The following is a 22583-nucleotide window of genomic DNA, read 5'->3' as shown; positions in this document are numbered from 1 at the left end:
AGGACTCCATGGGATTCACGCCCCGACAGATCCAGGCCGTCGCCGACCGGCTCCACCACATCGCCACCCATGCGCAACGGGACAGCTGGACGCCTGCGCGTGCCCACGGCGCCGTCAACGCAGCACTCGAACAGCTCGGGCCTGCCGAGCCCCTGGACGACGTTGAGGCCGCCTTCCCGCCGCTGCGGATCTGCTACGAGGCGGAGTTCACGCAATGACCCAGAAGCGGCGCATCATCAAGAACGACAAGTGCCATCTCAGGTGGTGCCAGGAGGCCGGTGCCCACGCCGTGCACCGCCAGTACCTGACCTCCTTCCTGACAGATGAGGGGCGGGCCGTCGGAGTCAATGTTGTGCAGTCCGGCGATAGGCCACGTGCCGTCGAGCTGACCATGCTCCCGAGGCGCGGCAGGGGGCAGACCGTCGTCTTCCAACTCACCGAGGCCGAGGCCGTCGCCAAAGGCATGCGGGCCGGGATCAGACTTGCCCGCCCCCGCTGAGCCTGCCGGGTGCCGGCGGTTCTACATCCCGGGCGCAGGGGGGTCGGTGCGTTCAGTGCCTCGCGGCGACGACGGCGGTTGTGGCGTCCAGCCGCCGGGCTGCCGCGGCGAGTCGGGAGGCTGGGGTGCGTCCGTCGATCCAGGAGGATTGTTCGTGCGTTGCGTCCGTGGGCGGTCAGCTGGGCGGAGCCGAGTGAACGATGCCGCCATCGGTTCGCCTGACAACTCTGACTTCGCGACGATCACGACGAGCCTCTGTGCTGGATGGTGACGCAGATGCGCGTGGTACCGGCCAGGTGACAGGCGGTAGTGAGCGTCGCTGGCGGGTCCTTCGTACAGTGGAGGACCGAGCGGATCATCGGGGTCTGGGACTGCGACATCTCGGTCTGCCGTTGCCGCGAGTCTCTGCAACTCGGCAAGGGTCTCGGGCCCGAAGAGGCCAGGTCCGTTCATCTGTGTTTCGACGTGCAGTGCTTCCCGGGCGATCTCGACGGCCAGGAGAAGCCGATCCGCGGGTATCCCGACCGTGTGTACCTCGGCAGGGGTCACCCCGGTCAGGGCGACCATCTTCAGGTCGTTCAGGTGCCGGGCGGCCATCGCCGACAGCCAGATCGGAAGCTTCATCGCTCCAGGGGTGTCGGAGAAGAAGTCCTCGCCGGCGTCGACCAGCAGGCCGGCCAGCACGCGCAGGCCATCCCGAGGGGTCAACTCCCTGGCACCGATGTCGTACTGGTGGTCGTCGAACAGCCTGCCCGGCAGGTGCGGATCCGTCGACACCACTCGCCACCCGAACCGCGTCACGACCTCGCCCGGACCCAGGCTCGCCGAAGCGAGGTACGACACCGACAGGTGGAGTGCACCCACAAGACAGTGCACTTCGTGCCCTTCCTCCGCAGCCATGGCTTCTCCCGTCGCGTCTGTGTCCAGTGCTGACGTCGATGAGGTACGCCACCGCGCCCGCACCCCGCCGCGACGGCTGCGCGCGCACGCTCAGAACAAGATGTGGTCGCCGCTCAGGGGTCTGCGCGCGATGCACCGGTTGGGGGCAGCGCCACACCAGGTCCTACGAGGATGCGGAACCACCGCGCCCTCGTCTCGAGGGAGGACCTGCACCCATGACGCACGACGACCTGCCGATGAATGATCCGCACGTCGCGACCATGGTCGCGCTGACAGCGGTCGCTCGAGAGCGACAGCTGACCGACGCCGGCGAACGCCCCTTCGACTTCGCTGACGAGCTGGCGGAGATCCTTGCCGCTGTCAACGCCCGCGTCGGCGGGACCGACGAGCTCTTCGCCGGCCAACCCGCCACGGAGCGCACCGAGCTGATCACCTCGCTGATCGCCGCCGGCACGCAGCGCCGCCCCGGCCCCGACCGCGGCATCCACGAGGCCACCGTGTTCCGCGCGATCGTCGCCGTCACGGAGCTGGCCCGCCAAGCCGTGGCCTACATCGCCGACGACGGCCGCTCACCGTTCCCCTTCGCCGACGAACTGACCGACGCCCTGGACAGTGTCGCGACCCGCATCGGCGGGATCGAGGAACTGTTCGCCGGCCAGCCGATCACGCCGAACATGACGACCGTCGCCGCGCTGCTCGGCTCGGCACTGCCGGACACCCTGCCCGGCCATCGGTCAGAACCGGTCCGCGTACTGCTCGACGTCGACGACCAGTTCGACGCATTCGGGCTGTGGGATGACTACCGCTGGGCACTCCAGGGACTCTTGATAGCGGACCCGGACGAGAACCTCCCCGAGGAAGCCCGGCGCCGGGCAGCTGCCGCCGACCAGGCGATCCGCGCCGACTACACCGCGCAGAAGGCCGCCTACGCCGAGAACTACATCAGCACCGCTCCACAGGTCGCACGCGACCTCGGACTACACGTGCCGATCGAGGTGCTCCTCGGACCTCACTACGACCCGGCCGCGCCCGCCATCGACCCGCTCTCCGAGCACGTTACCTGGGCGCTGACCCAGGCCACCGTCGTCCCCGCCACCGGCCAGGCGCCCCGCGACCACCCCGGCCGCCGACCAGCTGACCTCCCCGGCACCCGGCAGCCGACCGGCACCGGCGACCATCCGGGGGCCAAGCCCTCACCGCCGGCGCCCACCCAGCCACGAGCCGATTCCGGCACCATCCCCAGCCCGCCCACGAAATGCCCGTCACACGATCACCGCTCCCACGGGCTCCACCTGTAGTGACTAACTTCTGAAGCTACAGCCGTGTGCCTGGGCGTAAGCGTCGAGAACGGTCTGCGCTAGGTCGGCCGTGTTGGCACAACGACGCTTCGCACGTTCGGGCTGAATGACGTGCTGCTCCGGGCCGGGGCGGAATAGGGCAGGGGGCGGTCACTTCCTCTACCAGGCGATTCATTGGCGTTGCTGTTGAACACTCCTGTCGCTCCGCGCAGGTGATCCAGATGTGAGAGCCTTGAATCACGATCAACAAACTCGCAGGGCAGGAGATCGTGGCATGACCGATCGGCCGATCGAGCACGCCGTCGACGGCCTGCACGAAGTGCGCGATGACGCCGCGCGCGGCGTGGCCGAGGTGGCGGACCACGCCAAGAAGGCCGCCGAGCGAATCACGCGCGTGGTCGAAGGGGCCAACGTCGGCAGCGGCACAGAGAACCCTGCCGCCGACGTGGCGGATCTCGGTCAAGCTATCCAGGCCGCACTGGGCCACCTCGGCATCGAACTACATTCCCTCCTCGACGGTGCTGCTGATGACCTCGAGGAGCTGCGCCGCCCCGCCGGCAGCTCGGCAGCTGCTGCCGCGCCGGCTGCGGTCGCTGCGGTGCCCGCCGACACGCTTCCCGTCGTTAAGGTCTCGACCGATGCTCCCGAACGGCACCCGGCGCTCAGCAACCCGCCGCCGTCGAGCGTCATCGAGGTCGACGAGACCGTGCGCTACACCACCGACGACCGCGGCCGGGTCATCCGCACCCAAGCCGTCCTGATCGAAACCACGCCCGATCAGCCACGCCACAAGTACGCCCAGACGAGCTTGCAGGACAAGCTTCCCGGTGATCATGCCGGGCACATCATCGCCCGAATCTTCGGCGGCATTGGCCAGCGCCTCAACCTCGTGCCCATGGAAGGCAAGCTCGTCAACCAGGGCCAGTACGCCACACTCGAGGGCCAGTGGCAGGAGGCCGTCGAAGCCGAGAAGCAAGTCGAACTCGACGTCCGCCTGTACTACAACGATCAGACCCGCCGGCCGTACAAGTTGGTGGTTTTCCACACCATCGACGGCAAGACCGAGAAGACCACCATCCGGAACAAGCCAGCCCGCAAGAGGTCATCGTGAACCTGGAAACCACCAAGGCGCTGCTCAACGAGATCGGCAAGGCCATGGTCCGGTCCAGCCCCGACGGCTGGCGGACCATCACGCTCAAGGTCACCGCGGCCGCCAACATGATGACGAGTGCGCTCGACGTAGAACTGAGCGACGGCAGCCACGACACCAGCGCGGCGATCGACAGTGACGGCGATGACGCCCTCGACGAGTTGCGCGACGCGCTGTACCAGGAGGACACGGGCACCTGGTACAACGCGACCTTCATCGTCAGCGAGGGCGGCGACCTCGACTACACGTACGACTACGACAACCCGCCCTACGGCGGCATGGCCGACGACCCCACGAACACCGGCAGCGCCGCTCGCGAACTGCTGCTGTACGACCACGAGATGTTCCCGCGTGATGATGCGAACCTACCGATTTGGCATCCGGCGAGACTGGCCCACTCCGACTGAACCGGTGAGCATCGGGACCGCAAGGAGCAGCGATGGCCCGGACCTGGCGTGACCTTGGCCTGCCGACCCGTGACGAGGTCTGGCGTGACTTGCGTGGGATGCGCGCTCTCGCCCCCAGCAGGGCGGCAAAGTCAGCGCGCCGCGCAACGTTTCAGACTTCGCTGGAGCAGGCCCAACAGTTCATGGAGGCCGCAGCTGGAGCAGGCTACGCCACCCGAGCGCTCCACCTGTTCTACGCAATCTCCCAAGGCGGGCGCGCGATCGCGGCAGCCTCCGAACGACTCCCACACACAGCAGAACCCCCAGCGGGCAGCAACCGAGCCGCGAAGATTGTCGACTGGCGACTCGGTGGCCACGGCATCAAGACATCCAACACGGAGGCCGTTCACATCTCCGAGACCCGAATCAGATTCGACGGGTACGGTCTTCCTCAAGGTGTCGCTTTGGCGATCGGAGTCGAGCTTCCAGGCGCACAAGGTGAGTTCCGATTGGGCGACTTGTGGGCACTACTGCCGGAGGCTCATGACGTGCCGCTCAGCGCAGCAACTATTGCGGCGCTATCGTTTGACGGCGATCTTGTGCGGCGTCGCACGTCCAATGGACACGATCAGGCAACTCTTAACTATGTACCGCGCGCCGTACGTGACGAGTGTGGAGACGATCGCGAGAAGATTCGAGAATTCCTTGACCACTACCCGTCGCTGAACGGATGGGCGTATCCCTTTAGTGACGGGAATCCCGTCGGCTGGTCTGACAGCCCCGAACGCCTCTACAGCGGCCTGCCTATCTATTGGAAGTATCCCGTCGAGGGAACGCCCGAATTCGATCAGCTAATCGCCGCCACGAAGGCAACGGCATATCGCACGCCAACCGACCACTGGGTATTTCCGAAGCTCGGCAATATGACGACGCCGATGCACCCGCTGTTGGCCTGGTGGACAGTGCTGCTTGCCCTGTCGATACTAACCCGGTACGAGCCGAGCAACTGGGGCCGTGCCATCAACATCGACGTCTCGCCAGAAGCGAACGCGATCGAGCACATCCTCGATATCGCGCTCGACGTACTGCCGGCGATCATCCTTCGCGGAATCCACGCGGCCATCGAGACCTAGGCGGGTGTCTCCGCATCGATGCTGCGCCATCGCCATGTCGCCAAGCGTCTCTCCATCGCCATCCACATAGTCGGTGCGCCGCGGATATCAAGTGGGCCCCGCCCTCGGCCGGTAGACCTCGGTTCCTTCGCTGCGTAGAGCCAGATCAAGATCATCGGGGATCTGTGGGATGATCTAGATAGTCAGGCTGGGCCAAAGGCCTTAAGTTGGGCTATCCAGGGCCGTGAACGCAGAGCTCGAATGCGGCGGCCAGTCAATCGTTACCGTAATCACCCTCGTAAGGGATGTCGCTGTCATCGCCCTCGGCCTCGAATGTCGGCTGGATTCCGGCCTGCTCCAGGAGCTGGTAGTTGTCGAGGACTAGGCCGCAGTGAGGGCAGCTGAAGAATTCCGAGTCGACGGTGAGCGTCACGATCACCTCGTAGTCCTCGTCGATCCGCTCGTACTGGGTGTCCACGTCGGACACGTCTTCTCCCTCGATCACGCCTTGTCTTCCGCAGGCGGGGCAAGGCTCCTCCTGGGAGTGCGACAGCCCGGCCGTAAGTAGTTGTCCGGGTTGCCATTCGCCCGCCACCCTGGCAGGCAGGGTGCCGGCGTCGTACTGCGCGCGCCGTTGTCGCGCTCGTTCGAGGAGCATCTCGGTGCGGTGCTCCACGTTCTTCTTGTTCTGATCGAGGTGGTCACGGACCAGCGTGGCGCGTGAGTCACCCACCAGATCCTCGATCTCCTTGTCGCATGCCGCGACGACGATCACTGCCTGTGCCCAGTACCGCGGCCACCACGCCGCTTCGGGGATCAGCGTGAACCCGGCGGACACGCCGTGGAGGTACTCGTTCCTGGCTTGGCTGATCTTCCCGGCCTCGGCCTTGCTGAACGGTTTGAAAGCTTTCTCGCAACGCGAATACAGGGTCTTCGCCGGCACCGACTCGAACCGCGCTGTCCCACCAATTAGACCTAATGCGATGAGCACGTTCATGCCGTCCTCGGTCGGAACGGCGATGAGCAACGGCGACGCACGGGCGAGTGCTGCCTTGGCCAGCAGTTCCAGCGCCAGCGACGCCCACATCGCCTGCTCGTCGAACGACCGCGCCTCGTCGTTGTCCATTGCCCGGTTGAGGAACAATTTGGCCTTCAACCACAGTGCCTCGTGGTCGTACGGTGCGTTCACGAGTGCTCGCTTTCCGCGATTCGAAACATCAGGCGTTGGAGTTCTCGATCAGGATCGGACTGCGCATCGGCTCGCGCGTGGAGGACGGTGCGGTTGTCGATCACCAGCACCTGATCTGGGTCAGTCCAGTTGAACGACGTGGCCGAGTCGAGGACGTCACGGAAGTGTGCGGCGACCCGGCGCGCACGTGAGTCGGCAGGCGTCATGCAACCTGGGTCGAACCGAAGCCTGCCTCGAGCGTAAGCCGGCGCCAGGAAGTGGGTCTTCCCGTCGTCAACGGTGAACAGGCCGTGGGAAAGATCATCATGAAGGGCGCCCGCGGTTGACCGGTCGTGCCGCCAGAGCATCGTCGCAACGGTGCTTCGTCGCGTCGAGGCCAGTATGACGATATCCGGCGGAGCGGTTAGGTGCGCGCCATCGGTGTGGAGCGGTTGCGCACCGCGGCCGTAGGCCGCACTCAGGGACCGCTTCGGGGCGTCCGCTGAGGTGATCGGATGCAGGACGTCCTGCCTGTCTTGGCCCTGACGGCTCGTCACCGGGTCGAGCAACAACAAGCTCGCCTGAAAGCGCAGGTGCAACATCGATGCTGTTCCCGACGCCCAGCCATCGGCACGAGCAGTTCCCACCAGGTCGCGAAGCGCGCTCGTCAGCGCCATTGCGGGCTCCTCGGCGTCACCCGTCCGCGCGACCGAACAGGTATGGGCGTGTCTCTCAGAGTTGGAGGCACAGGCGGGTAGCTTGAGCCGCTTACGCTGACTGAGCTAGTCAACGGCAAGTGCCCAAACGAAACAGACTGCCACACCGATTGCGATTTTCGCAACTCGTCGGTAGACTACAGGCATGGCACACGAGGTGACGGCAGCGCGAGTGCGCCAGGTGATCAAAGAGAGCAGTCTGACCCAAGCACAGTTCGCGGTCAAGGCTGGTCTCGACGCACCCAAGATGTCGAAGTCTCTGACCGGTACCCGGCGCTTCACCTCCCTTGAACTCGCTCAGATTGCCGAGCTGGGCAGTGTGACGGTTGACTGGCTGCTTGGTGCTGAGCGTCAGCTGCCGGCCCTGGCGGCCAGGGCGCCCGGTGCGGCCTCGCTCGAGGTCATGCAGGTCATAGATCGGGCGCGGCGGCTTGCGCAATTTAGGTCCGATCTCGCGTTCCTGGGTTATGAGCAGAATGTTCCGGAACTGCCTAGACTCCCTGAGCGTCGGCGCCTTGTGGATCAGGGTTCATACCTCGCCAATCAGGCTCTAGCCTACGCCAGAGCCAAGGGGATAGAACCTCACGAGGTTCGCGATATCGCAGACGCGATCGAGGATGCATTCGAAATTGACGTCGCCATCTTGGATCTACCGGACCACTTTGACGGTCTCGCTTGGAGCGATCCGGAGGCGAAGCTTATTGTCGTTGCCGCTTCTGAGATCCCCGCGCGGCAAAGGTTCACGCTTGCTCACGAGCTGGAGCACATCCTTGCCGGCGACGACCAGGCGCTCATCATAGATGAGAACATCGACGATCCTGAGCGCAAAAAGCATCCGAGCGAGATGAAGGCGAATTCCTTCGCTGCTTCGTTCCTAATGCCGGAAGATGTGATACGCGAGGCGGCGGCTGGCGGAGCCCTGACGGAGGAATCATTCGCACAGCTCTCGGTGAACCTTTCTGTTTCCCCAAGTTCGCTCGCATGGCGCTTGCACGATCTTCGGATCATTGATAGGCGGCAGCATGAAATTTTCCGTCGCATCACCATGGCGCGCGCCGCCGATTTGGTTGGTTCGGTAGGCGACCTTGCGGAGTGGATCGCTGTTTCGTCTCGGAGTCGAGTTCCTGGCCGGCTGGTACGGGGAACGCTCGACGCCTACACTGAGGGTAAGGCAACCATTCGACCGTTCGCCAATCTCATCGGTGCTGATCCCAGCCAAATTAGGCTGAGCATCGATGAGGCTGGGGTTCCCTTGCCCTAGGTGCGACCGTGTTCTTCTTCTTCCCGGACAACACCGTGCTCAACAACTTTGCCGCGGTGGACAAGCTCGACCTGTTGGAGGAGCTACTGCGAGGGCGTGGCCGGTGGGTCGACGCCATCGCGTATGAGGCGTCTCGATCGGCGGCGTTTCACCCAAAATTGGCGTCGATCGCAGACGACGGGTGGCTCGGCGACCCCATCGTCATCACCGACGAAGGCGAGCAATACATCGTAGAGCGCACCCGGCGTTCCGCGTTCGGCGGCGACGAACGCGAACCCTTGAAGCACCTGGGCGAGGCGCAGACCTGTCACGTCCTGCAGCATTGGGAAGAGTTCAACGGGTCGTACTGGATCACCGACGACGGCGCCGCCGCAGAATACGCGCGGGATAGAAGCATCACCACCCGCGAAACGATGGACCTGATATCGGAAGCGATCGCAGACGGCGCCGTGACACGAGAGGAAGGCTTCCGAATCCTTCAAGCGATGCGCCTCGCGGGAAGAAACCTCCGGATACCGAAACGCGCGTCGGAACTGTAAGCAGAGCGCAAGGTGAGGGCTTCAATCACCCCTTGATGTCGGGCAACCAGCCCACGATCCTCACCAATGACCTCTGCGACCTGGCCAGCGCCTTTCCCAGCCGTTGACGTTCGTGGTAGGCCACGTTCAGCTAGCTTGCCGGCGCCCGTCGGCCATGTCGTGTAGACGGAAGGAGAATCTGGATGGCTCAGAAGGACGTGCGGAAAGCGGTGATGATTACCGCATCGAACGGAGTTAGGTGGACGCGCCGGCTTGAGGGCCGTTCCACCGGTCCGGAGTTCCTCCAGGCGCTGGAAGACTTCTGCAGGACGAGCGACTTGTCTCGCCAGTGGAATTGGTGGCAGGAAGGCCGCCGCGATCACGAGCACGACTGGCTGTGGCAGATCCTCAGCGAGTGGGACAACGGCGCACCCCAAAAGTCCGAGGAGGAAGCAGAGGACTTCGCACAAGCCGAAATGGACAAGCTCGACGAACGGCGCGAGGCGGACAGGAGACGTCGAGCCGATCTCGTGGCCCGGTCGTACAACGAGGACCGTGGGCTCCAACGGCTGCGCCTGTTGCGGGCCGAGTCCGACGCCGCGTTCTTCGCACACGTTCTCGCAGCGCCAGCCAGTGCGGCGCAGCAGAAGGACGCGCAACGCCGCGTCACCGAACGCCGGACCGAAGCAGATGAGCTGCGACGGCAGCTTGGCGACCCTGACCAGGTCATCGACCGCCAGGGGTTCCTGCCAGCCGAGCGGCGCGAGATGAATCTACGGTCGCACATGGACTGCTGGCGGCACCGCGTCCTCCGCGATTGGGAGAAGACCGATAGGCGACGGTTCAGCGCCCTGCTGAAGATGCCAGTGCCGGACCCGACCGACATGTGCTCGGAGTGCCAGGCGCCGGCGGAGTGGCAGGAGTATGACCTGTCGCTGCGGTTGTTCCAGCAGCCACCTGAACCAGGCTCGACGGCCGAGCAGATCGCCCGACTGATGCCCGGGTGGTGGGAGAGGTGCCCGGCCTGCACGGCATACAAGATCGAACACCAGTGGGGCGGTCATGCGGCGCTGCCCGACTTTGACTACAAGCAATGGCGGGCCATGCTCCCGCCGCTGGTCCGCACGATCTTCACCCCAGCAGAGCCACGGCCGAAGCGACAGCAGCAGCCCAAGCCGCAGCCGTTAGCGGTCATCGCACCAGGGCCGATCAGCGAGGTAATGACTAAGCTGGCAAAAGCCCAAGCCAAGCACCCCAGCGCACAACTGCGCCGCGGAAAGGGAGACACTTGGGAGCTGTGGCCGACATGACCGCGTGCCTCGCCACAGCACCCCGTCCTCGTGAGTTGCGCACCGTGATCAACGGCCGAAGGGCCAGCGGCTACGCCGGCGAGGACGGCCGGACTTGCTGGTCTCCATAGGGTCGCTCCGTGGGACTGTCATCCGAGGCGGGAGGATGGCGTGCTGGATGGACTCCCAGTCCCCGCGTCTCCACCAGTCGAACAGTTCGCGGGTACTCACAACCGCTACCGCCAGGCTCGCGACGAACTCGGCCCGCGTGTAGACCTGGGTGTGGCGTAGCGATGGGTCGGTCCTGATGTGGTGATTGACGATCAGCACACCGGTGCCGACCGGCACGCCAGGCTTGAGCTCGGGCCACGTCGCCAGGTGGCGTTGAAGATCACCGACCAGGGACTCAGACGGCGCACCGCTCGCCGACTTCACCTCAATCAGCACATGGTGGCCGCCGACGGAGACGAGAAGGTCCGCAGACTTGGTGCCGAGTTCACGGTCGAGGTCCACGACGGTGAGACCGGCGTCACGCAACACCGCGGCGACTGCGTCTTCGAGCGGTTTGCCGGTGCTGAAGAGCAGCCCGTAGCGGATCGGCTCGGCGGACTCGCGTGCCTGCCGAAGCGCGTCCTCGGCCTCGGTCGCCTCCTGAGCGTGCCGGGCGTTCATCTCAGCCAGAGCCTCGGCGGCGCCGGCCTCCGCCGTGGTTTGAAGGTCGGGATCGTGGAAATGCGGAGAACGGACGCGGCGCAGCGCATTCGGAACGAACGTCGGCAGCGCCTGCTGCACCAGCCAGTCAACGACCAGCTTTCCATTGGTGCCGTCAGGCACGATGTACCACCGCTCGTCCGCATCGTCGGGCAACCAGACAGCGACCAGCGGGTCACCGAGGGCATCCTGAAGAATCGGTTCGAGCCGTCCCTGAGCAGGGTGATGCACCGCAGGCCCACCGGACCCGGGCTGCAGCGTGAGCCCTGAGAGACTCAGCGCCCACCACGTCTTCCCAGTCCCGTTCAACAGGCGCAGACCAAGATCTCGGTCAGGTCCGGTAAGACCAGGAGCCAGAATGGGCTGCGTGCCCGAAGGTAGGCGCCGGCCGCTGATGTATCCCGTAAGATCGGGCAGGCTCACCGAGGAGTCGTGGGTCCGCATAGCCGATCGTGGCGAATCGTCATCCAGCACACCGATCGTGGCGACAAGCAGCGCGGTCTCACCACGCACCTTGGCGCCAGCCAGAAACCGCCGAACCTCATCGACGCCATGGCCGAAGACTTGGCCCGGGTCGAACGCGGCCGCACACTCGCTGGTGTCCTGCCCCAGCCACCGAGGCTCGACACCCAAGGTCTCCCAGTCGATCTGCTCACCGAAGACCGGCTTCACCCGGAACCGCGACGCCAAGTACGAAGACTCCGTCCCGCCAGTCGGGGCTGGGCGCGAGACAAGCACAGGAACGAGTCCAGGACCCCTGTCGCCGGCGGCAAATGTCACCCGATCACGGTACTAGCCCACGGGACAACTCCGTTCGCGTCGGTGAACGGGGCGGTGACCGGCGTCGGGAGCCGCCGGAGCCGATCGCAGCCGTCGGCCCCCGGCTGTCCCCGATCGGGAGCGACGCGGAGTTGAGCAGTGTCTCGCTGTGTCGGGCGGTCTGGTTCCCGACGTCACGCTGGCCGGCCTCGACAAGAACGCTCGGCCTCGCCACCGCCTACGCGGCTGCCCACGATCTGGCAGACCGTGCGAACACGGCGCTCAGGAGCGTCGTGGGCCGGAAGCGTGCTTGTCGACGGTCTGAGCCACGACATCGATTCCGCGAAGTCGACATGTGCTGATCACCGTCTGGCATACGCACGCCCGAAAGGCGCAGACTTACCGCTGTGGACACCCTCTCAATGAGAACACTGGGTCATCTTATTCAGCTGGTTGTGACCATGAGAAAGTCCGATATCCGGGATCTGCTGATGCAGTCTGGCGTCTATGACGCCACCGGCATGGACGCCGCGGACCTGATGGATCGTGGGATCGCGGGTCCGAACAAGAACGAGACTCTGCGGGACCCGCTGTTGAAGGCTCAGGACATGGCCATGCGCGGCAACCGGGAGGCTCACGATGCGCTATTGGAGATCGTCCGGCTCGGCGCGGAACGGATCGCGGCCTTCAACGACGACGCTACAGCGAAGTTGTCAGCGCTGCGGGAGGCGCTGCTCAGTGACGGCTACGAGCTCCGTGTGATCCAGACAGACTCGGACTTTGGCTTCAGTGTCACGAACACGATTCAGTTGTTGCCAGTCGATCCAGATGCGATACCGATCAGCGACGAGCTCACTGCGTTGGAAGCCGAGCTGGAAGACCGCGGGTACGCCGAGGCGCGGGAGCACTACCGCTTGGCTGTCAAACACTTCACCGAGCAGGACTACCCATCAGCCAATAGCCAGCTTCGCAACATGGTGGAGAGCCTGGTCGTCAGACTTGCGGTTGATCACACGAACTACACCGATACGAAGAAGGCGAACCAGGGAAGTCAGGCGATCAAGGCTCTATACACGCCTGGCGGCCGGGCACCCGCAGCCGTTGGGCGGCCGCTGCCGGAGTTCGACGGAGGCAGGATGCTGCATGGCATTTGGGAGACCCTGCACCCGAACGGTTCCCATCCGGGACTGTCCGATGCGGATGAGGCTCGCCTGCGAATGCAACTCTGCACAGGGCTAGCGCGGTTCCTGCTGAAGCACTTTCCGGCCAAGCCATGAGACGCAGCCCGCCAGCCGGACGGTCAGCCATGACCGCCGCATGAGCAAGTGACGACTGCTCTGGGTTACCCGCTAGGACGCCCAAGTCGCCCGCCTGACTCGCCCGCCTGGGGACGACAGAGCGGGTGAGCATGCTGCTCATGGAGTCCTGTTAGCCGGCCATGGCATCCATAACCCACAAGATGCGACGGTCAGGCCGCACATCGGGCCGTGCCTCAGAGTTCTTGTCGGAGGGGCCGTGGATGGGTGCGGTGACGAGAGTTCGTCTGGGGCGGCTTGCGGCCCCCTCACGGTCGCAGACCTCCGAACGTTCGCTGAGCAGACGCACATCAAGATCAAGGGAGATCTGTGGGATGATCTTGCTCGCAGGTCTCCGACCAAGTCTCTGGCGGCAGCTTGGTTAGTGCTCGTGAGAGCACATTCATCCGACGTATCTAGGCTCGTTGAGCAGACACCTCTTGGCCGTTCGTCGCTCAGGTGCCGGTCGATCCTTTATGGCCGGGCCGCAGCTCGGCGCGGGGGTGGGTTTCATACATGCGGATGGCGACGATGAGCCCAGAGGCCAGGGACAATGCGGCGGCGGTCCAGACGGCCGCGGTGAGATTGATGGCGTCGGCGACGAGGCCGCCCAGGACGGCTCCGACGGCGTAGCCGAGGTCGCGCCAGACTCGGTAGATGCCGATGGCGCGGCCGCGCCAGGCGGGGTGGGCGACGTCGCCGACGGCGGCGAGTAGCGCGGGGTAGACCATCGCCGTGCCGAGCCCGAGCAGAACGGTGCCGGCGGCCCAACCGGTGGGGTCGGCGGCAAGCGCGATGACCGCGAGCGACGCGGCCTGGAGGAGCATGCCGCCGCTGATGAGGGGTTTGCGGCCCCATCGATCGGATAGCCATCCGGTGGCGAGCTGGCCTGCTCCCCATACGGCGGGGTAGAGCGCGACGAGGATGCCGATCTGGGCGATGTCGAGGTCGCCGGTGGCGAATAGGAGGGGGAACACGCCCCATGACAGGCCGAAGTTGAGGTTGTTGACGAGGCCGGCTTGGCTGGCGGAGGAGAGGGCGGGTTCGCGCCAGGTGACGTCGGCGAAGATCTGCCGATTGCTGGCCGGCGATGGCGGGGTGGAAGCGGCTTCGAGTGCTACGTGGTCGCGGGTCTCGCGGACGAATGTGGTGGTGAGCAGCAGCGCGAGGGCGGCGTAGCTGAGGCCGAGCAGGAACGGGGCCGGGCGCAGGCCGTGCTGTTCGGCGAGGTGTCCGGCGATCACCGAGGTGACGGCGACGGCTCCGTATCCGGCGGCTTCGTTCAGGCCCATGGCCAGGCCTCGTTGGCGGGGCCCGACGAGGTCGATCTTCATCATGACGGTGGTGGACCAGGTCAGGCCTTGGTTGATGCCGAGGAGGATGTTGGCGGCGATCACCCATTCCCAGGCCGGTGCCCAGATGATGAGCAGTGGTATCGGGATCGCGAAGAGCCAGCCGATCACGAGGACGGGTTTGCGGCCGTAGCGGTCGGCCAGGGTGCCGGCGGCGTAGTTGGTGGCGGCTTTGGTGACGCCGAAGGCGGCCACGTAGGCGAAGATGAACGGGTACCCGGTGAGACCGAACTCGGTCTCGGCCAGCAGAGGCAGCACTGTCTGCTGTTGCCCGACCATGCCGCCGACCAGGGCGTTGACCGCGACCAGGAGGGTGAACTGGGCGGCGTTCTCGCGCAGGCCCAGCTGTATCGGGGCGGGTAGGCGTGTCATCCGGCAGCCGGGGCTGGTGTGCGCTGGTCGCGGTGGGCCCAGAACAGTACCGGGATGAGGACCAGCGCGAGCGCGCCGCCGCCGAGGGACAGTGTCGCGTAGTCCGAGGCGGACATGACCACGCCGGATATGGCGCCGCCGCCGGCGCCGGCCAGTGCAACGAGCACGTCGGTGGCGCCCTGGGTGCGGGCTCTGTTTGCCGGCACGGTGGCGTCGACGACCAGGGCGGTCCCGGCGATCAGCCCGAAGTTCCAGCCGAGTCCGAGCAGCGCGAGCGCGACGATCAGCAGGCCGAGCGAGTCGCCGGGCGCGGCCGCAGCGGTCACCCCGGCGAGCAGCAGGGTCAGGCCGGACGCGACGGCCATCGGTGTGCGTCCGATCCGGTCCACGAGCATGCCGGTGACCAGTGACGGCAGGAACATCGCGCCGATATGGATGCCGATGACGAGGCCGACCTCGCCGAGGCCGTGGTGGTGCGCGCGCATGTGCACCGGGGTCATCGTCATGATGGCGACCATGGAGATCTGGGTCAGCACCATGATCGTCGCGCCGACGTAGGCGGCGCCGCCGGGTCGCGGCCCGGTACTAGCGGCGGGCGCGTCGACGGGTTCTGCCGCCGCTTGTCGGCGGGCGAGCAGAAACGGGTCGGGGCGCAGCAGGGCGAACAGCGCGGCGCCGGCCGCGGAGTAGGCGACGGCGGCCAGCAGGAACGGCCCGGCCAGCGCGGGGATGCCCAGACCGGTGGCGAGGTCGCCCAGTGGTTCGACGAGGTTCGGGCCGGCGACGGCGCCGAGTGTGGTGGAGACCATCGCGACGCTGATCGCTGTGCCGCGCCGCGCGGGCGGCGCGAGGTCGGTGCCGGCGTAGCGGGCCTGCAGGTTGGTCGCGGTGCCGGCGCCGTAGACGAACAGCGCGGCGAACAGCAGCGGCACGTTGTCGGTGGCAGCGGCGATGACCACGCCGGACGCGCCGGCGCCGCCGGCGGCGAACCCGGCGCCGAGGCCGATTCGTCGGCCCCACCGCTGGGTGAACCGTCCGACAAGGTACGCGGCGAGCGCGGAGCCGAGCGTGAACAGCGCGGTCGGCAGCCCTGCGACGCCGTCGGAGCCGAGCATCTTCTGCGCCAGCAGCGCCCCGACGGTGACCCCGGCGGCCAGGCCGGCGCCGCCGAGGACTTGGCTGACGACGACGACGGTCAGGGTGCGCCGCTGTACCCGCTGCCGCTCGGCCTCGTCGAGCGCGACGGCGGTGTCCGGCGCAGTCACGGGCGGTCGCCGTCGTCGACGGGCAGGTCGGCGAGGCGCCACTCCAGCATGCCGTCGTTGAGGCGGATCGCCCGCCGGTCGTTCGCGGTCAGTAGGCGGACGGCGTCGTGGGCGAGCACGCAGTATTCGCCTCGGCAGTACACGACCGTCTCGGCGTGCTCCGGTAGCTCGGTGATCCGCTCCGCGAGCTGGTCGACCGGGATGGAGATCGCGCCGGGGATGTGCCCGGCCAGGTACTCCTCCACCGGGCGCACGTCGAGCAGGACGACGTCAGCGGCCGCGACCCGGGCCCGCAGCTCGTCGCGGCTGAGTTCTGCGGTGCCGGGACCGCCGAGGTAGGCATCGCGGGCGGCGGGGACGGCGGCCTGATGGTGCTCCGCGACCTTGCGCAGCAGCGCGAACAACTGGGCGACGTCGTCGCCGGCGAGCCGGTAGAAGATGCGCACGCCGTCGCGGCGGGTGGCGACGAACCCGGCCTGCTTGAGGGTCTGCAGGTGAGCCGACGCCGTCGTCAGGTTCAGCCCGGCCACCTTCGCCAGCCCGTCCACGGTGCGCTCGCCCTGCGCCAGCAGGTCGAGTAGTTCCAGTCGTTTTCCGCTGGCCAGCGCTTTGCCGCTGGCCGCGAACGCCTCGTACAGCTCGGTCTTCGCCAGTGCTCGGATGGTCGCCGCCACAAATCCTCCAATAATCTGTGGAGTATCGTATAACAGCGTGTGGAACGCCGCACCACACGCCGCAGCGCCGTCTCAGAGACCTGGAGCACCGTCGTGGGCTTCGCCGAGGAACACCTGATCCCGCTGGTCGACGAAGGATTGGGTAACAGCGCCTATGTCCTCGACCTGGGCGACGGACGTGCATTGGCGGTGAACGCCAGCCGGGACCTGCGCGCCCTCTACGCGACCGCAGGGCGGCGAGGCCTGACTGTGGCGTTCGCCGCCGACACGCACCTGCACGCCGACTTCCTCTCCGGCGCCGTCCAGCTCGCCCACGACCAGGGCGCCACCGCGCTGGCGTCGGCGGCCGGGCGGCGCGCCTTCGCTCACACACCTCTCGCCGACGGCGACGAAGTGGATCTCGGCGGGCTGCGGCTGCAGACGCTGGCCACGCCCGGGCACACCGACGAGCACCTGGCGTTCCTGCTGCTGGACGGAACCCGTGCGCTCGGTGTGTTCACGGGCGGCTCGCTGATCGTCGATTCCGCCGCCCGAACCGACCTGCTGGGCGCCGACCGCACCGAGGAGCTCGCTCGCGCCCAATACCGGTCGCTGAAGAGGCTGGCCAGCCTGCCGGACGAGACCGCGGTATGGCCTACCCATGGTGCGGGTTCATTCTGCTCCGCCCCGTCCGGTGCGGAGCGCACCACAACCGTCGGCGCACAGCGGCGCGACAACCCACTGCTCGCCGCGCCGGATGAGGACACGTTCGTCCGCGAGCTGCTGGACCGCCTGGGGTCGTACCCGGCCTACTTCGACCGGCTCACCGAGCGCAACCGGCGCGGCCCGGCCGTCGTCACCGCCGCCCCGCTGATGACGGCGCTCACTGTCGACCAGGTCGTGACGCTGATCGACGGCGGCGGCTACGTGATCGATGTGCGGCCCGCGGTCGACTACGCAGCCGGCCACATCCCCGGTGCGGTCTCCATTCCGATGCGCTCGCAGTTCGGGACCTGGCTGGGCTGGCTCCTGCCCGACGATGCCCCGCTCGTCTTCGTGTCCGGCGACGACCAGGACGTCGGCGAGATCGTCTGGCAGGCGTACAAGATCGGCTACGAGCGGCTGGCAGGCCGGCTCGTCGGTGGCATCCCGGCCTGGCTGGCGGCCGGCCGGCCCCAGCGCACCACCGCGTTCGTGACTGCGGACCGTGCCCCGTCCGGGCCCTACCTCGACGTGCGGCAGCAGACCGAGTACCGCGATGGCCGCGTCGCCGGTGCTCTCAATGTCGAGCTCGGCCAGCTCGCCGATGTGGCCGATGATGTGCCGGCGGGTGCGGTCGTGGCGTGTGGTCACGGCGAGCGGGCGATGACCGCGGCGAGCATCCTCGAGCGTGCCGGCCACACCGGCCTGACGGTCCTCGACGGCGGCCCGGCCGACTTTGCCGCCGCACATGGCGCCGAGCTGGTCCAGGAGGGGAACGCGTAAGGATCAGCGGCTGGTGCGGCTGAACACCCGCACCGCGAGCGGTGCGAAGACAACGGTGAAGACTGCGGCCCAGAGGAGGGTGAGGGTGACCTGGCCCGCGACAGTCTGCCCAGGTGGCAGGGCTCCCTCACCCAGCATCAGCCCGCGAAGCGCGCCGGCGGCGACGGTAACCGGCTGGTGGGTGGCGAACGGTTCGAGCCAGCCCGGCATGGTCTCGGCGGGGACGAAGACGGCGCTGGTGAAGCCCAGCGGGAACACGACTATGTAGACCGCGGCCTGGACCGCTTCGGCGGATCGGACCACGAGCCCGACCAGGGCCATGAGCCATGACATGCCGTAGCTGAACGCGAGCGCGACGCCGATGCCGGCGATCAGCCCGGCGGGGCTGGTCTGCCAGCGGAACCCGATGAGGATGCCGACGCCGAGCATCAAGGTGACGGTGACCGCGGAGCGGAACAGGTCGGAGAACGTGCGGCCTGCCAGGACGGCGAGCCGGCTCATCGGCAGGGACCGGAACCGGTCGACTGTGCCGGAGGTGAGGTCGTCGGCCAGGCCGGCGGCGGTGGCGGCGCCGCCGAAGAGGGCGAACTGGGCGATCAGGCCGGGGACGAGCCAGTTGACGTATTCGCCGGCGGCCGCCGCGGGGAGCACGCCCTCGATGGCGCCGCCGAACACGAAGGTGAACATCAGGATGAAGATCACAGGCATGGTGGCGGACAGGACCAGGACGCCGGGGAGCCGGACGGTGTGCCGCAGGTTGCGCCGGGTGACGGTCCAGATGTCGGCGACTGTGCGGCGGGTGCCGCGCGGCCGGACCAGGGGAGCGGTGGCGGTGGTCATCAGGCGGCCCTTCCTGGGGTAGTGGTCCGGTGCCCGGTCAGTGACAGGAAGACGTCGTCGAGCGTGGGCCTGCGCAGGGCGACATCGATGGCGTCGATGCCGGCGGCGTCCAGGACCTGGAGCACGCGCCAGAGCGTGCGGGTGCCGTCGGGGGCAGGCAGGACGACGGTGTCGGGTGCGTTTTCGCCTGGCCGGGCGTCGAGGTCGCTCAGCTCGTGGAGGGCGCGGGACCGGTCGGCCGGATCGACGGTGATCTGCACCGTCGCCGCGCCGACCGTGGCCTTGAGCTGCTGCGGAGTGCCGTCGCTGACCACACGACCGTCATCGATGACGGTGATGCGGTCGGCCAGCTGGTCGGCCTCCTCGAGGTACTGCGTGGTCAGCAGCACCGTGGTGCCGTCGCGAACCAGCAGCCGGATCAGCTCCCACAGGTCGCGGCGGCTGGCCGGGTCCAGTCCGGTCGTGGGCTCGTCGAGCAGCAGCACCGACGGCCGGCCCACCAGCGAGGCGGCCAGGTCGAGGCGCCGGCGCATCCCGCCGGAGTAGGTCTTCACCTGCCGATCGGCGGCATCGGCGAGCCGGATGCGGTCGAGGAGCTCCCCGGCGCGCCGCCGGGTCTCCGCCGCGGTGAGCCCGTAGAGCCGGCCGACCATCTCGACGTTCTCACGGCCGGTCAGGTAGTCGTCGACGGCGGCGGACTGGCCGGCCAGGCCGATGCGGGCACGCGCCGCCGCCGGATCGGCGAGCACATCCACCCCGGCGACCCGGGCCCGGCCCGCATCCGGCGGGAGCAACGTCGACAGCACCCGGATCAACGTCGTCTTACCGGCGCCGTTCGGACCGAGCAGGCCATGCACAGTCCTGCCCTCGACCGACAGCGTCAGGCCATCCAGCGCCTGGACACCTCCACGGAACGTCTTGGCCAGGCCGGTCACCTCGACGATCGGGTTGATCATCAGTCCCTCCCTTGATGTTGACTTCTAAATGTAGACGCTAGCGTGTACATATCGAGATGTAAACTGTGGAGGGTTCTTGCTGGTTCAGGGGAAGGTGGGTTTCACCCATGGAGACTGCGGCGCAGCCTCGGCTACCGCGGGCCGAGCGGCGCGAGCAGATCGTCGCCGCCGCCACCAGGGCGTTCGCCACGGAGGGCTTCGCGGCGACCGGCCTGGACGAGATCGCCGCCGAAGCGGGCATCAGTCGCGCCATCCTCTATCGGCACTTCGAGTCCAAGACCGATCTCTATCGCGCCGTCCTCGATCGGGTCTGCGAGCGGCTCGGCGCCGCCGTCGGGGAACGGCCCGGCGGCTTCACCGACGCCGCCGTGGACGGCCTGATCGCCGGCGCGGCCGCCGACCCCGACGGCTTCCGGCTGCTGTTCCAGCACGTGCCCCGCGAGCCCGAGTTCCGCGACTTCGCCGACCGGTTCGGAACCGGGATGACCGCCGCCGCGCACCAGCAGATCGCCGCTCTCGTGCCCGATCCCGCCTGGGCGCGATGGGCGGCCAAGCTCGCACCCGTCGTCGCCATCGAAGCCGTCATCGCCTGGCTCGACGCCGGCCGGCCCGACATCGACGCGGCGGCCGACCGCGTGCGGGGCGCCATCGGCGGCGTCGTCTCCGCCGCCCAACACCGACCGGAGCCGACCGAGGCGTAGTGCACCGAACTGTCGCGGCATCGGCGCGTCTGAGTGGCGGCTTGAAGCCGATAGCCCGGGTGGGACTCGAACCCACCGGCACGCATTTCGAGTGACCTCGAAGGCGTGAACGCCAATGCGAGCGCGATGGCCAAGAATAGTTGACCGACTGGGTCGGTCAGTTATAGCGTGGGTCCATGGCGCGGACAATCCCCTCGGACCGGTTCGCAGCGGTGATCGCCGCGGCGGCACGGGTGTTCATCACGCATGGCTACCAGCGTGCTCAGCTTCAGGACGTGGCCAACGCTCTCGGTTTGGGTAAGGGCACCCTGTACGGCTATGCCCAGGGGAAGGCGGCATTGTTCGCGGCCACGGTCCGGTACGCCGACGGTCGCGAGCCGCTGCCGACGCCGGCTGAGCTCCCGGTACCGGTCGCAGCGGACGGGGAGACCGCCGCGCTCGTGGCGGGCCGGTTGGCGTCCGAGGTCGCCGACATGCAGCTGTCGCGGGCGCTGGCCGAGCCGCTGCCTCCGTCCGCGACACCGGCGGATCGCAGCGCCGAGCTCGCCGGCATCGTGACTGACCTGTACGCCCGGCTCGCCCGCCACCGCATGGCCATCAAACTCGTCGACCGCTGCGCCCCGGAACTGCCCGATCTGGCGCAGGTGTGGTTCGGCACCGGACGGCGGGCCAATGTCGCCGGTGTCGAGGAGTATCTCGTGCGCCGTCAGCAAGCGGGCACGGTGACCCTGCCCGGCCCGGCGCCGTTGGTCGCCCGCACCATCGTCGAGCTGTGCGCGTTGTGGGCGGTGCACTGCCATTTCGACCCGGCACCCGACCCGCTCGCCGGCAACAGAGCAGGCGCCGACCAAGCCCCCGGTATCGACGACGGGGCCGTCGCCGCGACCCTCGCCGAACTGATCGTGCGGGCCACCACACCATCCGCCGACCAACCCTGAGTCCATCTCTGAATCGACCGGAGGGCCGCATGATGCTGCGCCGCACCTGTCCCAACCCGAGTGTCCGCAGACCACCCTGGCATCGACGGATGGGCGCCGCTGCCATCGGCCCTGTCGGGCGATACCTGTCCCGGCAAGCGGCCAGGCCGCACGGCGTGGTCGGACGGTTGCTTGGAAGGATCTGGGTCAACGAATCCGCCGCCGTGAACGACGTGGCCGTGGAGCTGCTAGGTCCGGCGCCCGGAGAGCGCATCTGCGAGATCGGCTTCGGTCCCGGCCGAACCCTCGGCCGGCTCGCCGCCGCCGGTGCGCAGGTCATCGGGGTCGAGGTGTCCACGATCATGGAGGAAGCGGCCGCGCGCCGCAACGCCGACCTGATCGCCGCCGGCCGCCTGAGCCTGCACCGAGGTGACGGCATCCACCTCCCACTACCCGACGACAGCCTCGACGCCGTGCTCGCCGTGCACAACATCTACTTCTGGCCCGACCCGGCCGCCACGCTGGCCGAGATCGCCCGAACTCTGCAGCCCGGCGGCAGCCTCGTCCTGGCATTCCCCGCCGGCGAACACCCCCTCCCGGCCCGATTCGACCCGGCGATCTACCGCCTCCCCACCACCACAGAGGCGACGCACTGGCTCCAGTCCGCCGGCTTCGTCGACATCGACGTCGAACGAAGGCCGCACATCTCCGCCGCCGTAGTCTGGATCATCGCTACCGCCCCGTGATGAGCGGAACCTGACCCAGGCGCCGCTCGCTCACATGAAACGTCGGCCGTGGCGCCTTCGGCATGGCCAGCCGCGGTGGCGCACGGCTTGCCCCGGCGCAGTCACGACAGGAAGCATGTTCATGACGTCGTCGCCGCGCGTGGAGTGGTTGACGACAACGTGATCGTTGCTCGGTTTCGGCTCGTCGGAACCGACGTCGTGCAACCTGAGATATTCGACCTCGACATCGAGTTT

General features: G+C 67.4%; 23 protein-coding genes. 14 read left to right on the top strand and 9 right to left on the bottom strand.

Features of this window, described 5'->3' with window-relative positions; translation table 11 throughout:
• The first annotated feature begins 8 nt into the window (after positions 1–8).
• Together BLV05_RS03910 and BLV05_RS03905 are read left to right on the top strand one after the other, a co-directional pair.
• A complete protein-coding gene (locus BLV05_RS03910) occupies positions 9–218 on the top strand; it encodes a hypothetical protein (protein ID WP_046766385.1) in 210 nt (69 codons plus the stop codon).
• The gene (locus tag BLV05_RS03905; protein ID WP_046766386.1) at positions 215–499 is read left to right on the top strand and encodes a hypothetical protein; all 285 of its coding nucleotides are present in this window, start codon (positions 215–217) and stop codon (positions 497–499) included. The genes BLV05_RS03910 and BLV05_RS03905 overlap by 4 nt, the downstream gene beginning before the upstream one ends.
• A gap of 21 nt (positions 500–520) precedes the next feature.
• Here BLV05_RS03905 and BLV05_RS03900 read toward each other — a convergent pair whose 3' ends face one another.
• Positions 521–1399 (bottom strand): hypothetical protein, encoded by an 879-nt coding sequence (locus BLV05_RS03900; protein WP_046766387.1) that lies wholly within the window; start codon positions 1397–1399, stop codon positions 521–523.
• A 215-nt stretch (positions 1400–1614) separates the two neighbouring features.
• Between BLV05_RS03900 and BLV05_RS03895 the strand changes: the two genes are divergently transcribed.
• The 4 genes from BLV05_RS03895 (at position 1615) to BLV05_RS35505 (ending at position 5366) form a co-directional block, all read left to right on the top strand.
• A complete protein-coding gene (locus tag BLV05_RS03895; protein WP_046766388.1) occupies positions 1615–2697 on the top strand; it encodes a hypothetical protein in 1083 nt (360 codons plus the stop codon).
• Positions 2698–2971: 274 nt separating this feature from the next.
• Positions 2972–3808, top strand: a complete 837-nt coding sequence (locus BLV05_RS03890; protein WP_046766389.1) for a DNA/RNA non-specific endonuclease — start codon at positions 2972–2974, stop codon at positions 3806–3808.
• A complete protein-coding gene (locus BLV05_RS03885; protein ID WP_046766390.1) occupies positions 3805–4254 on the top strand; it encodes an antitoxin YezG family protein in 450 nt (149 codons plus the stop codon). The genes BLV05_RS03890 and BLV05_RS03885 overlap by 4 nt, the downstream gene beginning before the upstream one ends.
• Positions 4255–4286: 32 nt before the next feature.
• Positions 4287–5366 (top strand): YaaC family protein, encoded by a 1080-nt coding sequence (locus BLV05_RS35505; RefSeq protein WP_152690513.1) that lies wholly within the window; start codon positions 4287–4289, stop codon positions 5364–5366.
• 253 nt (positions 5367–5619) lie between these two features.
• On the opposite strand, the gene BLV05_RS03875 is transcribed toward BLV05_RS35505, so the two are convergent.
• Complete coding sequence (locus BLV05_RS03875; RefSeq protein WP_046766392.1) at positions 5620–6534, bottom strand: hypothetical protein; 915 nt, start codon at positions 6532–6534, stop codon at positions 5620–5622.
• Positions 6531–7190 carry a TauD/TfdA family dioxygenase gene (locus tag BLV05_RS03870; RefSeq protein ID WP_082154850.1) on the bottom strand — a complete coding sequence of 220 codons (660 nt, stop codon included), beginning with the start codon at positions 7188–7190 and terminating at the stop codon, positions 6531–6533. Before BLV05_RS03870 ends, BLV05_RS03875 begins: the two co-directional genes overlap by 4 nt.
• 184 nt (positions 7191–7374) lie before the next feature.
• Between BLV05_RS03870 and BLV05_RS03865 the strand changes: the two genes are divergently transcribed.
• The 3 genes from BLV05_RS03865 (at position 7375) to BLV05_RS03855 (ending at position 10318) form a co-directional block, all read left to right on the top strand.
• Positions 7375–8490, top strand: a complete 1116-nt coding sequence (locus tag BLV05_RS03865) for a helix-turn-helix domain-containing protein (protein WP_046766394.1) — start codon at positions 7375–7377, stop codon at positions 8488–8490.
• Between the two features lie 8 nt (positions 8491–8498).
• On the top strand, positions 8499–9029 hold the full coding sequence (locus tag BLV05_RS03860) for a hypothetical protein (protein WP_052762004.1): 531 nt from the start codon (positions 8499–8501) through the stop codon (positions 9027–9029).
• 182 nt (positions 9030–9211) lie between these two features.
• Positions 9212–10318: a hypothetical protein gene (locus tag BLV05_RS03855; RefSeq protein WP_046766395.1), complete on the top strand. Its 1107-nt coding sequence runs from the start codon at positions 9212–9214 to the stop codon at positions 10316–10318.
• Positions 10319–10366: 48 nt separating this feature from the next.
• Here the strand turns inward: BLV05_RS03855 and BLV05_RS03850 are convergent, their stop codons facing one another.
• Positions 10367–11698 carry a hypothetical protein gene (locus BLV05_RS03850; RefSeq protein WP_152690514.1) on the bottom strand — a complete coding sequence of 444 codons (1332 nt, stop codon included), beginning with the start codon at positions 11696–11698 and terminating at the stop codon, positions 10367–10369.
• A gap of 476 nt (positions 11699–12174) precedes the next feature.
• Between BLV05_RS03850 and BLV05_RS03845 the strand changes: the two genes are divergently transcribed.
• Positions 12175–13044 carry a hypothetical protein gene (locus BLV05_RS03845; RefSeq protein ID WP_152690515.1) on the top strand — a complete coding sequence of 290 codons (870 nt, stop codon included), beginning with the start codon at positions 12175–12177 and terminating at the stop codon, positions 13042–13044.
• Between the two features lie 473 nt (positions 13045–13517).
• On the opposite strand, the gene BLV05_RS03840 is transcribed toward BLV05_RS03845, so the two are convergent.
• The 3 genes from BLV05_RS03840 to BLV05_RS03830 are packed head-to-tail and all read right to left on the bottom strand — an operon-like array spanning position 13518 to position 16725.
• Positions 13518–14786 carry an MFS transporter gene (locus tag BLV05_RS03840; protein ID WP_046766397.1) on the bottom strand — a complete coding sequence of 423 codons (1269 nt, stop codon included), beginning with the start codon at positions 14784–14786 and terminating at the stop codon, positions 13518–13520.
• Entirely contained in the window at positions 14783–16051 is a 1269-nt protein-coding gene (locus tag BLV05_RS03835; RefSeq protein ID WP_046766398.1) for an MFS transporter, read from the bottom strand. The genes BLV05_RS03840 and BLV05_RS03835 overlap by 4 nt, the downstream gene beginning before the upstream one ends.
• Positions 16048–16725 (bottom strand): ArsR/SmtB family transcription factor, encoded by a 678-nt coding sequence (locus BLV05_RS03830; protein ID WP_046766399.1) that lies wholly within the window; start codon positions 16723–16725, stop codon positions 16048–16050. Before BLV05_RS03830 ends, BLV05_RS03835 begins: the two co-directional genes overlap by 4 nt.
• Before the next feature lie 93 nt (positions 16726–16818).
• Here BLV05_RS03830 and BLV05_RS03825 point away from each other — a divergent pair, with 93 nt between their 5' ends.
• Positions 16819–18189 (top strand): MBL fold metallo-hydrolase, encoded by a 1371-nt coding sequence (locus BLV05_RS03825; protein ID WP_046766718.1) that lies wholly within the window; start codon positions 16819–16821, stop codon positions 18187–18189.
• A 3-nt stretch (positions 18190–18192) separates the two neighbouring features.
• On the opposite strand, the gene BLV05_RS03820 is transcribed toward BLV05_RS03825, so the two are convergent.
• Both BLV05_RS03820 and BLV05_RS03815 read right to left on the bottom strand, forming a co-directional pair.
• Positions 18193–19029, bottom strand: a complete 837-nt coding sequence (locus BLV05_RS03820) for an ABC transporter permease (protein ID WP_046766400.1) — start codon at positions 19027–19029, stop codon at positions 18193–18195.
• Entirely contained in the window at positions 19029–19985 is a 957-nt protein-coding gene (locus BLV05_RS03815) for an ATP-binding cassette domain-containing protein (protein WP_046766401.1), read from the bottom strand. Before BLV05_RS03815 ends, BLV05_RS03820 begins: the two co-directional genes overlap by 1 nt.
• Positions 19986–20092: 107 nt before the next feature.
• Between BLV05_RS03815 and BLV05_RS03810 the strand changes: the two genes are divergently transcribed.
• From BLV05_RS03810 to BLV05_RS03800, 3 genes are all read left to right on the top strand, one after another.
• Positions 20093–20686, top strand: a complete 594-nt coding sequence (locus BLV05_RS03810; protein ID WP_046766402.1) for a TetR/AcrR family transcriptional regulator — start codon at positions 20093–20095, stop codon at positions 20684–20686.
• A 176-nt stretch (positions 20687–20862) separates the two neighbouring features.
• On the top strand, positions 20863–21624 hold the full coding sequence (locus BLV05_RS03805; protein WP_046766403.1) for a TetR/AcrR family transcriptional regulator: 762 nt from the start codon (positions 20863–20865) through the stop codon (positions 21622–21624).
• Between the two features lie 89 nt (positions 21625–21713).
• A complete protein-coding gene (locus BLV05_RS03800) occupies positions 21714–22349 on the top strand; it encodes a class I SAM-dependent methyltransferase (protein WP_046766404.1) in 636 nt (211 codons plus the stop codon).
• The last annotated feature ends 234 nt before the right edge of the window (positions 22350–22583 follow it).

The sequence above is a fragment of the Jiangella alkaliphila genome (assembly GCF_900105925.1).
GTDB lineage: Bacteria > Actinomycetota > Actinomycetes > Jiangellales > Jiangellaceae > Jiangella > Jiangella alkaliphila.
Note: the sequence above shows the minus strand (reverse complement) of the source record. Positions and strands in the feature narration are given on the sequence as shown.

Bases quoted from the DNA above. Each gene is read 5' to 3' on its own strand.
- BLV05_RS03910 (WP_046766385.1), top strand. From the start codon at position 9: ATGGGATTCACGCCCCGACAGATCCAGGCCGTCGCCGACCGGCTCCAC.
- BLV05_RS03905 (WP_046766386.1), top strand. From the start codon at position 215: ATGACCCAGAAGCGGCGCATCATCAAGAACGACAAGTGCCATCTCAGG.
- BLV05_RS03900 (WP_046766387.1), bottom strand. From the start codon at position 1,399: ATGGCTGCGGAGGAAGGGCACGAAGTGCACTGTCTTGTGGGTGCACTC.
- BLV05_RS03895 (WP_046766388.1), top strand. From the start codon at position 1,615: ATGACGCACGACGACCTGCCGATGAATGATCCGCACGTCGCGACCATG.
- BLV05_RS03890 (WP_046766389.1), top strand. From the start codon at position 2,972: ATGACCGATCGGCCGATCGAGCACGCCGTCGACGGCCTGCACGAAGTG.
- BLV05_RS35505 (WP_152690513.1), top strand. From the start codon at position 4,287: ATGGCCCGGACCTGGCGTGACCTTGGCCTGCCGACCCGTGACGAGGTC.
- BLV05_RS03870 (WP_082154850.1), bottom strand. From the start codon at position 7,190: ATGGCGCTGACGAGCGCGCTTCGCGACCTGGTGGGAACTGCTCGTGCC.
- BLV05_RS03865 (WP_046766394.1), top strand. From the start codon at position 7,375: ATGGCACACGAGGTGACGGCAGCGCGAGTGCGCCAGGTGATCAAAGAG.
- BLV05_RS03855 (WP_046766395.1), top strand. From the start codon at position 9,212: ATGGCTCAGAAGGACGTGCGGAAAGCGGTGATGATTACCGCATCGAAC.
- BLV05_RS03840 (WP_046766397.1), bottom strand. From the start codon at position 14,786: ATGACACGCCTACCCGCCCCGATACAGCTGGGCCTGCGCGAGAACGCC.
- BLV05_RS03820 (WP_046766400.1), bottom strand. From the start codon at position 19,029: ATGACCACCGCCACCGCTCCCCTGGTCCGGCCGCGCGGCACCCGCCGC.
- BLV05_RS03815 (WP_046766401.1), bottom strand. From the start codon at position 19,985: ATGATCAACCCGATCGTCGAGGTGACCGGCCTGGCCAAGACGTTCCGT.
- BLV05_RS03810 (WP_046766402.1), top strand. From the start codon at position 20,093: ATGGAGACTGCGGCGCAGCCTCGGCTACCGCGGGCCGAGCGGCGCGAG.
- BLV05_RS03805 (WP_046766403.1), top strand. From the start codon at position 20,863: ATGGCGCGGACAATCCCCTCGGACCGGTTCGCAGCGGTGATCGCCGCG.
- BLV05_RS03800 (WP_046766404.1), top strand. From the start codon at position 21,714: ATGGGCGCCGCTGCCATCGGCCCTGTCGGGCGATACCTGTCCCGGCAA.